At 61.9% G+C, this 3,471-nt stretch carries 6 protein-coding genes; all 6 read right to left on the reverse strand.

The features are described 5' to 3' along the window. Window positions 1-1,274: ubiquinone biosynthesis regulatory protein kinase UbiB (gene ubiB, locus ACRC1E_RS11505; RefSeq protein ID WP_438515233.1), on the reverse strand; the 1,274-nt coding region annotated here is incomplete at its 3' end. Further along, window positions 1,274-1,867 (reverse strand): ubiquinone biosynthesis accessory factor UbiJ, encoded by a 594-nt coding sequence (locus ACRC1E_RS11510; protein WP_438515234.1) that lies wholly within the window; start codon window positions 1,865-1,867, stop codon window positions 1,274-1,276. The genes ubiB and ACRC1E_RS11510, both read right to left, overlap by 1 nt. Window positions 1,868-1,870: 3 nt before the next feature. Then, window positions 1,871-2,206 (reverse strand): DMT family transporter, encoded by a 336-nt coding sequence (locus ACRC1E_RS11515; protein ID WP_438515235.1) that lies wholly within the window; start codon window positions 2,204-2,206, stop codon window positions 1,871-1,873. Beyond that, the gene (gene ubiE / locus ACRC1E_RS11520; RefSeq protein WP_438515236.1) at window positions 2,206-2,940 is read right to left on the reverse strand and encodes a bifunctional demethylmenaquinone methyltransferase/2-methoxy-6-polyprenyl-1,4-benzoquinol methylase UbiE; all 735 of its coding nucleotides are present in this window, start codon (window positions 2,938-2,940) and stop codon (window positions 2,206-2,208) included. Before ubiE ends, ACRC1E_RS11515 begins: the two co-directional genes overlap by 1 nt. 3 nt (window positions 2,941-2,943) lie before the next feature. Beyond that, window positions 2,944-3,315, reverse strand: a complete 372-nt coding sequence (locus ACRC1E_RS11525) for a gamma-butyrobetaine hydroxylase-like domain-containing protein (protein WP_438515237.1) — start codon at window positions 3,313-3,315, stop codon at window positions 2,944-2,946. Window positions 3,316-3,345: 30 nt separating this feature from the next. Next, window positions 3,346-3,471, reverse strand: a 126-nt coding sequence (locus ACRC1E_RS11530) for an S-adenosylmethionine:tRNA ribosyltransferase-isomerase (RefSeq protein ID WP_438515238.1), incomplete at its 5' end; no start/stop codon positions are given.

Raw genomic sequence — 3,471 nt, forward strand, 5'->3', positions numbered from 1 at the left:
GGCTTGGCGGTGTCCCACAAATTGAGATCGGGGTCGAGCTGGCGCCCCAGCCCTTCGATATTGAGCAGGGTCTTTTGCAGCAGCACCAGCTGCGGCTGGATCTCGACATTGAAGCGGCGGCTGGTCTCGAACAGGCGCAACAGCACCATGCCGAAGGAGATCTGGCTGAGCGGTTTATCGAAGAAGGGTTCGCACACGGTGCGCACCGCCGCTTCCAGCTCTTCCGGGCGGGTGTCGGCCGGCACCCAGCCCGACTCGATATGGGCGGTGGCGACGCGGTGGTAATCGCGGTTGAAGAAGGCGAGGAAGTTGACTGCCAGATAGTGCTTGTCGGTTTCGGTCAGGCTGCCGACGATGCCGAAATCAAGCGCGATATAGCGGCCGTCGGCCGCGACAAAGATATTGCCCGGGTGCATGTCGGCATGGAAAAAACCGTGGCGGAACACTTGGGTAAAGAAGATCTCGACGCCAAAGCGCGACAGCTGCTTGAGATCGACCCCTTCGGCGCGCAGGCGCTCGATCTGGCCGATGGGTGTCCCGTCCATCCATTCCAGCGTCAGCACCTCGCGCCGGGTGGCATCGTAAAACACCTCGGGCACGACCAGCATGTCCGAGCCTGTGAAATTGCGCCGCAGCTGCGAGGCATTGGCCGCCTCGTGCATCATGTCCAGCTCGTCGTGCAGATACTGGTCGAATTCGGCCACCACCTCGCGCGGTTTCAGCCGCTTGCCGTCGGCAAAGAAGCGCTCGACCCAGCCGGCCAGCGTATTGAGCAAGGCCAGATCCTGTTCGATCACCGACTGGATACCGGGGCGCAGCACCTTGACCGCGACCTGACGGCCGCGACTGCCATCAGCCTCGCGCAGCCAAGCCTTGTGTACCTGTGCGACCGATGCGCTGGCCACCGGCACATCGTCAAAATCGACATAGATCTCGTCTACGCGCCGGCCGAAGCTCGTCTCGATGACTTCACGCGCCAGTGCGCCGTCAAACGGTTTGACCTTGTCCTGCAACTGCGCCAGCTCGTCGGCGTAATCCGGCGGCAACAGGTCGCGCCGCGTCGACAACACCTGACCAAACTTGACGAAGATGGGGCCCAGACTTTCCAGCGCCAGACGCAAGCGTGCCGGCAATGGCTGTTCCGGCTTGGGGCGGCCGGGCAAAAAACGCAGCAGGCGCGAGACAAAGCCCAGACGGGAATGGCCGGCAAAAAAATCATCCAGTCCGTAGCGATACAAGGTGGCAACAATTTTCAGGGAACGCGACAGACTCATTACGACGACTTTATGGTTGGAGTGGGGGGTGGGAGACGGGCTTCCAGTTGTGCCAGCCTTTTTTGCAGGCGGGCACTATCGTCGCGCAGGGTATCGACTGCGGCCACAAACTGCTCGACATCGCGCTTGCGCGCCAACAGCGGCACTTCGTCGCGGAGATGCTCGACCCAGCTTTCCAGCAGGCGGCCGCCGATCTCGCCCTTGACGCCCAGGGCGCTACGCACCAGCCGGCCCACACGGTGGGCGGCACTGTCGCCGACGATGCGCGACAGGTCTTCCTCTGCATCCCAGTGCAGGCGCGACAGCAAAGCCGCCAGCGATGAGGCCAGCACCCCGTCGCCATCAAAAGCGACCCCGCCCATGGCGGAAGGCTGGCCGCTCAGGCTAGACAAGACCACGCCATGGCTCAGCCGCACCGTGGCTTCGGGCTCGCCCTGACAGGCAGCAAGATAGCCCGCCTCGGTCACGACCCCGCTCACCGTCACCGGCGCCAGAGTGATCGCCACCCGCCGTCCGGCATGCGCGGCCAGCTCGGCGCGCACTTGCGGGTGCTGCCCCAGCAGATGATTGAATGCCAATAGCGAAATCTGCATTTACTACCCCTTGCTGGCCAGACTCAGCAATATCGTTCCGGCCACAATCAACACGATGCCCGCGGTCTTGGCCAGCGAAACGCTCTCGCCGAACACCAGCACGCCCACCAGCGCCACCGCCGCCATGCCCACGCCGCACCAGATGGCGTACACGATGCCGACTTCGAGGCGCTGCACCACCTGCGACAACAGCCACAGCGAACAGCCGTAGCCGCACAGCACCAATAGCGTCATCAGCGGGCGGGTAAAGCCCTCGGTCAGCTTGATCGAGCTGGTAGACACCACCTCGACCAGAATGGCGACACCCAGCAATAGCCAGGTCGGAATCAGCGCCAGCATCAGAATTTATACGCCTTGTGCAAGGCCACCACACCGGCGGACAGATTGTGGTAATCGGCCTTGCCGAAACCGGCATCCAGCATCATCTGCTTGAGCGTGTCCTGATCCGGATGCATGCGGATGGATTCGGCCAGATACTGGTAGCTGGCCGCATCGTTGGCGATCAGCTTGCCCATCAGCGGCAATGCCTTGAATGAATACAGGTCGTAAAACGGCGACAGCGGCTTCCACACCTTGGAGAACTCCAGCACCATCAGCTTGCCGCCGGGCTTGAGCACGCGCAGCATTTCCTTCAGCGCCAGATCCTTGTGCGTCATGTTTCTGAGGCCAAAAGCCACCGACACCGCATTGAAGTAGTTGTCGGGGAAAGGCAGCTTCTCGGCATCAGCCAGCGACACCGGCAGCATCAGGCCGGCATCCAGCAGGCGGTCGCGCCCCACGGTCAGCATCGACGAGTTGATATCGGTCAGCCACACTTCCCCGCTCTTGCCGACGCGCTTGGCCCAGCCGCGTGCCAGATCGCCGGTGCCGCCGGCAATATCCAGCACCTTGTCGCCCGACTTGACGCCGGAGGTGGTCAGGGTGAAATGCTTCCATACCCGGTGCAGGCCGCCCGACATCATGTCGTTCATCACATCGTATTTTTGCGCCACCGAGTGAAAGACCTCGGCCACCTTGCCGGCCTTCTCGCTCTCTGCCACGTCCTTGAAACCGAAGTGTGTCGTTTTTTCCATTATTTACTCCCTAAGCGCGCCGGCTGCGGCGAGGCGGTCCAGATAATTCTGCCAATTGGTCTCGTAATCCCTGCCCAGCAGGTAGAGATAGTCCCAGCTATAAAGGCCGCTGTCGTGGCCATCGTCAAATACGATCTTGAGTGCGTAATGCCCGACCGGCTCCAGCGCGGTGATGGCAACCTGCTTCTTGCCCACCTGCAGGGTTTCCTGCCCCACACCATGGCCGCGCACCTCGGCCGAGGGCGAATACACGCGCAGATACTCGCACGGCAGGGTAAAGCTTGCGCCGTCGTCAAAAGCGATTTCCAGCATCCGGGATAGCGTATGCAGCTTGATCTCGGTCGGGTTGGGGCTATTCGGTTTCAGGCCGGACATGGGCTCTCCAGTGTTGAGGGCAGGCTGCGTTCAGCTGTCCTTGCGCTCCAGCAGCATGGCGTCGCCATAGCTGAAGAAGCGGTATTCATGCGCCACCGCATGCACATAGCTGGCGCGCATCTCGTCGTAGCCGGCAAAGGCCGACACCAGCATCAG

It is taken from the genome of Craterilacuibacter sp., assembly GCF_051659485.1.
Classification (GTDB): Bacteria; Pseudomonadota; Gammaproteobacteria; order Burkholderiales; family Chromobacteriaceae; genus Craterilacuibacter.